Source organism: Streptomyces sp. SID13726 (assembly GCF_010548375.1).
In the GTDB taxonomy this organism is placed as follows: domain Bacteria; phylum Actinomycetota; class Actinomycetes; order Streptomycetales; family Streptomycetaceae; genus Streptomyces.
On sequence record NZ_JAAGLY010000856.1, the window covers coordinates 1 to 386 of the forward strand.

Consider the following 386-nt stretch of genomic DNA (forward strand, 5'->3'; position numbering starts at 1 on the left):
ATGCCGACGACGGCGACGGGCGCGGCCACCGGCTGCCCGTCCCGCCCGGGGACCCCCTCGGTGTCCGGCCTCCGCCCGGGAGCCTGCGGCTCGGCCGTGGCGGACGGCTCCGGCCGGAGTTCCGGCAGTGCGAGGACGACGGGTCCCGTCCCGGTGGCGGCGCCGGTCAGCAGCGCGGCGACCTGGGCCCGGTCCAGATGGCCGTTCTTGAACCGGGTCAGGACTTCCTTCTCGTCCATCTGGACGTGCTCCTTCTGGGGGTATCCGGCAGTTCGGCTTCAGCCGCGACGGCCGAGCAGTACGAGGGCCTCGTCCACGGTGAGCCGGTCGTCACGGATCGCGTCCAGCAGGACGTCGAGGTCCCCGCCGGGAAGGCGCCGCACGGC

At 74.6% G+C, this 386-nt stretch carries 1 pseudogene; it reads right to left on the reverse strand.

The features are described 5' to 3' along the window. Positions 1-239: pseudogene (locus G3I78_RS50670) on the reverse strand (hypothetical protein); the annotation flags it as partial. Positions 240-386: the final 147 nt, after the last annotated feature.